Annotated in this window: 3 protein-coding genes and 1 tRNA gene; 1 reads left to right on the forward strand and 3 read right to left on the reverse strand. The window is 69.8% G+C overall.

Annotated features, from left to right (window positions below; all coding sequences use genetic code 11):
- Window positions 1–1280 (reverse strand): HAMP domain-containing protein (locus NBY69_RS29170; RefSeq protein WP_250304888.1); only part of this gene is annotated, 1280 nt, incomplete at its 3' end.
- 261 nt (window positions 1281–1541) lie between these two features.
- On the opposite strand from NBY69_RS29170, the gene NBY69_RS29175 reads away from it, so the two are divergent.
- Entirely contained in the window at window positions 1542–4199 is a 2658-nt protein-coding gene (locus NBY69_RS29175; protein WP_250304889.1) for a SpoIIE family protein phosphatase, read from the forward strand.
- 49 nt (window positions 4200–4248) lie between these two features.
- On the opposite strand, the gene NBY69_RS29180 is transcribed toward NBY69_RS29175, so the two are convergent.
- Both NBY69_RS29180 and NBY69_RS29185 read right to left on the reverse strand, forming a co-directional pair.
- Window positions 4249–4321 (reverse strand) — tRNA-Thr (locus NBY69_RS29180).
- An 84-nt stretch (window positions 4322–4405) separates the two neighbouring features.
- Complete coding sequence (locus NBY69_RS29185; protein ID WP_250304890.1) at window positions 4406–5083, reverse strand: DegT/DnrJ/EryC1/StrS family aminotransferase; 678 nt, start codon at window positions 5081–5083, stop codon at window positions 4406–4408.
- Window positions 5084–5172: the final 89 nt, after the last annotated feature.

Raw genomic sequence — 5172 nt, forward strand, 5'->3', positions numbered from 1 at the left:
TCACCGTTGGCGACCGCCGTCGTCACCTGCGCGATGTCCCGCACCTGGGTCGTGAGGTTGCGGAAGACGGTGTTGACCGAGTCGGTCAGGTCCTTCCAGGTCCCCGCGGCGCCCGGCACCTGCGCCTGGCCACCGAGCAGCCCCTCGGCGCCCACCTCGCTCGCCACCCGGGTCACTTCGTCCGCGAACGTACGCAGCGTCTCGGTCATCTGATTGATCGTCTCGGCGAGCTGCGCGACCTCGCCGCGCGCGCTCACCGTGACCTTCTGCGAGAGATCGCCGTTGGCGACGGCTGTGGTGACCTCCGCGATACCGCGCACCTGGGACGTCAGGTTCCCGGCCATCGTGTTCACCGAGTCGGTGAGGTCCTTCCACACCCCTGCCACACCGGGCACGGCCGCCTGGCCGCCCAGCTCGCCCTCGGTCCCCACCTCGCGGGCGACCCGCGTCACCTCGGACGAGAACGAGGACAGCTGGTCGACCATCGTGTTGACGGTGTTCTTCAGCTGGAGCATCTCGCCGGCCACATGGACCGTGACCTTGCGTGACAGATCTCCCTTGGCGACAGCCGTCGTGACGAGAGCAATGTCACGCACCTGTGCGGTCAGCCGGTACGCCATCGTGTTGACGGAATCCGTGAGATCCTTCCACGAACCGGACATACCGCGCACTTGAGCCTGACCGCCCAACTTGCCCTCGGTACCGACCTCCAGTGCGACCCGCGTCACCTCGTCGGTGAACGCCGACAGCTGATCGACCAGGTTGTTGACGGTACGGGCGACCTTCAGGAACTCACCGCGCAGCGGTCGCTCCACCCCGTCCGTCGCCTGCGAACGGAGGTCCATCCGCTGTTCCAGATCGCCCTCGGCCACCGCCGACAGCACCCTGCCGACCTCGGAGACCGGCCGCGCCAGATCGTCCACCAGCTCGTTCGACGCGTCGATCGCTACGGCCCAGGAGCCCTCCAGGGCCCCCGTCTCCAGCCTTTCGGTGAGTTTCCCCTCACGTCCGACCATCCTGCGCACCCGGGCGATCTCACCGGTCAGGTGGAGATTGCGGTCGGCGACCTCGTTGAACACGGCCGCGATCTCGGCCATCACCCCGTCGCCGGACACCGTGAGACGGCGGCGGAAATTCCCGTCGCGCATCGCGGCCAGAGCCGTCAGCAGTCTGCCCAGGGCGGCGGCATCCACTTCGGTTGTCCCGTGGTGTCGCTTTTTCGGCGACTGTCCGCTTTTTGCGCGCGTGTTCTTGTCACGCGCCGCCGTGCCAGACTCCACCGTGTCCCTCCCGCAGGGGTTGGCCGTAGTACCGGGCTGTCTCTAGAAGCTTGCCCAGTGTTTCACCATGGCGGAACCAGGCCATAACAGTTCGGCAGCTTTGGATACCGTCCCCGCCCTCCGAGGACGGAAACCCTGTAACCGGCATCCGCACGGACCGCGAAGGTAAGTAACCTGGCATCCGGCTGTCCAACCGTCCCCGTCCGCCCGGCGGAGGCGGAGGCACCAGTACTACCACCGGGCAGCGAGGGGCGGGCCGACATGGCAGAGCCGGGCGTCGAGACGCGTACGAGGAGTTCTGTGATCACCGCGCGGGCGGCTGCCAGCTTCGAACCGGTCGGGCGGTCGGTAGCGACCGCCCGTGCCTTTGTCCGTGACACCCTCCAGGGCTGGGGGTACGCCGACGTCGTGGACGACGCCGTCGTCCTCACCAGTGAGCTCGTCACCAACGCGGTGGTCCACGCGGGCACCAACGCCGACGTGCTGTGCCTGCGCACCGACGACGGCATCCGCGTCGAGGTCGCCGACCACTACCCGGAGCGTGAGGTCCCGCTCCAGGGCAGCGGCCAGTCGTTCGGCAGCCCCGACCGCGAGGGCGGCCGAGGACTGCTGCTCTGCGCCGCACTCGCGTCCCGCTGGGGCGTCGAGTACACCCCCACCAAGAAGCAGGTGTGGTTCCAACTCGACCTGCCGCAGCGCCCGGTGGGCGCCCGCTCGGCAGGCCCCCTCCTCCCCCCGGAACTGCTGCCCGTCGCGGACCAGCACATCCGGGTGGCAGTGATCCAGATCGACCGCACGGGCGCGGTCTCCTCCTGGAACGAGGACGCCACCGAGCTCTTCGGGCACACCGCCGAGCAGGCCATCGGCCGACAGCTCACCGACTTCGCCGCCTGGCCGCACACCCCCGGTACCGGTACCGGCATCGCCGAAGCGCTGCAACTGTCCCGCTGGGAAGGCAGTTACGGCATCCGCGGAGCCGACGGCCGGGTCGTGCCCGTGTACGCCTCACACCTTCGGGTACGCGACGCGGAGGGCGAGCCGTCGACCGTCTGCCTACTCGTCCGCGACTACGAGCGCGCGGTGCTGCAGACCCCGCCGCGCACTCCGCAGAACGACACCGGTTCCTTCACCGACCACCGGGCCGCCGACCCGTTCGAGGTCTTCATCGGCTCCCCCGCCCCCGACGACCTCGACGGTCTCCTGCAGCGCACGGTGGAGCGCGCACGTGACATGCTCGACGCCGACGCCGCGTTCCTGCTGCTGGCCACCGACGACGAGACCGAGCTGGAGGTGCGGGCCACCACCGGCCTGCCGTCCGCCCGCCAGCGCTTCGCCCGGGTGCCTGTCGAGGCGGGCACCGGACGGTACGGATCGGCCCGGATGCCCGCCGTCCACGAGGACCTGGCCGCCGTCCCCGGAGCTGTTCCGCTCCTCAACGGCACGGGCATGCGATCCGTCGTCACCGTCCCGCTCAAGGTCGAGGGCCGCCTCACCGGTTCCCTCGGCGTCTCTGCCGAAGCCCCCGGCCGGTACTCCAACGAGCAGGCGCTGCGCCTGCAGTTCGCCGCCGACCGTATCGCCCTGGCCGTGGAATCGGCCCGGCTCGGCGAGCTGGAGAAGCTGCGCCGGGGATCGCTCTCGTTCCTCGTCGAAGCATCCGACCTGCTGGCAGGCACGCTCGACCGGGACCAGACGCTGGCCCTGATGGCCCAGATGACCGTGCCGACGCTGGCCGCCTGGTGCGCCGTGTACACGATCGCCGACCAGTCGTCGGAGCCGTACCTCTCCTACGTCCTGCACGAGGACGAGGAACGCATCGACGGCCTCAAGGCCCTGCTCTCCAAGATCAACCCGCCCGAGCCGGTACCCACTCCGGGAGCCCGGATCTGGGCCGCCCCCGGCGAGGCCGCCCACCAGGCCGCACTGACCTCGTCGAGGCGCAGCCTCGGTCTCGGATCCAGCCCCGCGCTCGGCTCCGGCATCGGCACGACGCTCGCCACGGCCGCCGCGGTCGGCGGCGAGACGGTCGTACTGCCGCTGGTCGCCCGTAACCGCGTCATCGGCATGCTCACGCTCGGCAAACCGTCCGACGACCACTTCCGCCAGGAGATCCTGGAACTGGCCGAGGACCTCTCCCGCCGTGCGGCGCTGGCCCTCGACAACGCCCGTCTCTACTCCGAACGCACCGCCATCAGCCAGGCACTTCAGCGCAGCCTGCTGCCGCCCGGCCTGCCCGAGGTGCCCAACGTCGAGGTGGAGGTCATCTACCGGGCCGCGGGCGAGGGCAACGAGGTCGGCGGCGACTTCTACGACCTCTTCCCGATCCGCGACGGCGCGTACGGCTTCGCCATCGGGGACGTCTGCGGTACAGGCCCGGAAGCCGCAGCCGTCACCGGCCTGGCCCGGCACGCCCTGCGCCTGCTCGCCCGCGAGGGCTTCGGCGGCCCCGCCGTCCTGGAGCGGCTCAACGCGGCCATCCTCGACGAGGGCTCCCGCAGCCGCTTCCTGACGCTCCTGTACGGAGAGCTGTGGCCGCAGGAGGACGGCAGCGCCCTGCTCAAGGTCGTCTGCGCCGGCCACCCGCTCCCACTGCGCCTGCGTCAGGACGGCACCGTGGAGCCCGCGGCCGAACCTCAGCCGCTGCTCGGCGTCATGGAGGACCTGGAGCTGTACGAGCAGACGGTCACCCTCGACCCGGGCGACGTACTCCTGTGCGTCACGGACGGTGTCACCGAACGCCGCGAGGGCACGCGCATGCTCGGCGACGACGGCCTGGCGGACGTACTGAGTACCTGTACGGGCCTGACAGCGGGCGCGGTCGCCGGACGCATCCTGCGCGCGGTGGAGCGCTTCGCCGCAGAACCGGCCTCCGACGACATGGCGATCCTGGCCATGCGCGTGCCCGAACCGCCCAAGTAGCCGGTACGCGAAAGGCCCCCGCCAACCGGCGGGGGCCTTTCGGTGTGAGAGCCCCAATACGGAATCGAACCGTAGACCTTCTCCTTACCATGGAGACGCTCTACCGACTGAGCTATTGGGGCGCAGCAACAAGAGAAATCATACCCGAACTCGGCCGTGCTTCCAGCCATCACGCGCCACACGGAGAACCTGTCGAAGGACCGCGTCTAGAAGGCAGGTTGAAGCAGCCCGCCGAGGGCGTTGCAGGACGAGACCATGCGCTGGAGTTCACGGCGCCGCAGCACACCGTGCAAGGGCAGAGCCAGCGTTTCGTCTGCGGCCCGCTCGGCCTCGGGCAACCGCACGTCCGCACGGAACTCCGGCATCCGGTGAACGGGCGTCGGCACGGGCACCTCACATCCCACTCCCCTGCGACGGAGCGCCTGGGCGAAGGCATCACGGTCGGGGCGGCCGTTGCCCGGCACGCGTACGACGTAGCGCTGGTACGTGTGTGCCGCGTCCGGAGCCGGTGTACGCACGCCGGTCAGCCGCTCGTCCAAGTACGCGGCGTGGGAGCGTCGTTGACCCACTTCGTCCTCGGTGACGACGGCCTCCTGCGGACCGACGACCAAGAGCCCCTTGGCACGCCCGAGTTCACCGATCCGCACCAGGTCCGGCGGGTGCCCGAAGGCAGCGACCACCACCACGGCGGCGGTGCAAGGGGTGAGTGCGGCGGCGACCGCGCCGGGGTCCAGACAGTAACTCGATGGATCTATGTCGGCGAAGACGGGCCTGGCCCCGACCATCGTCACGGCCAGGGCGGCCTCGATGCCGCCGTAGGCCGGCACGACGACCTCGTCACCGGCTCCAACGCCTGCGGACTTCAGGAACCTCGCGGTGCTCATGGCTGCATCGTGGCTGCCCTATGTGAACACCAAGTGACAGGGCATAAAAAAACTCCAGCCCCTGAACCGAAGTTCAGGGGCTGGAGTTG

It is taken from the genome of Streptomyces sp. A 4/2, from assembly GCF_940670765.1.
GTDB lineage: Bacteria > Actinomycetota > Actinomycetes > Streptomycetales > Streptomycetaceae > Streptomyces.